The sequence below is a fragment of the Rossellomorea aquimaris genome (assembly GCF_001877785.1).
Taxonomy (GTDB): domain Bacteria; phylum Bacillota; class Bacilli; order Bacillales; family Bacillaceae_B; genus Rossellomorea; species Rossellomorea aquimaris_A.
This window is the reverse complement of sequence record NZ_MINN01000052.1, coordinates 1-389: the sequence shown is the minus strand read 5'-3', so window position 1 is coordinate 389 and position 389 is coordinate 1. Positions and strand designations below refer to the sequence as shown.

Genomic DNA, 389 nt, shown 5'->3' with positions numbered 1-389 from the left:
CGGCGACCACAAGGCATGATCCTGAATAGGCAGCTTTGTGACGAAAAAGTTCAAAGGCGAATTATAGGTGACACAGGGTGTTGAGATATTTAGCTCACTGTGCTTATTGTGTTTTTTTTTTTTTTTTTCCGCTCGTATTGGCGCTCGGCGCTGCGACTGGCCGCTTCAATTGCTTCAATAAGTTTAACGCAACTGGATGATTCGGTACGCGAATGCCTACTGTTGGCAAGCCTGCTGTCACGTTAGAAGCAAAGATATCCGGTTTCGCCTGCATGATTAAAGTCAGTGCCCCTGGCCAAAAAGCATCCATGCATTGCAGCGCTTTTTCAGGAACTTCTTCCACATACTCCAAGGCGGTTTCTTTGGAATCCACGTGAACAATCAATGGG

The 389-nt window shown here is 46.5% G+C and carries 1 pseudogene; it reads right to left on the bottom strand.

The features are described 5' to 3' along the window. Positions 1–124: 124 nt before the first annotated feature. Positions 125–389, bottom strand: a pseudogene (locus BHE18_RS02040) (L-threonylcarbamoyladenylate synthase); the annotation flags it as partial.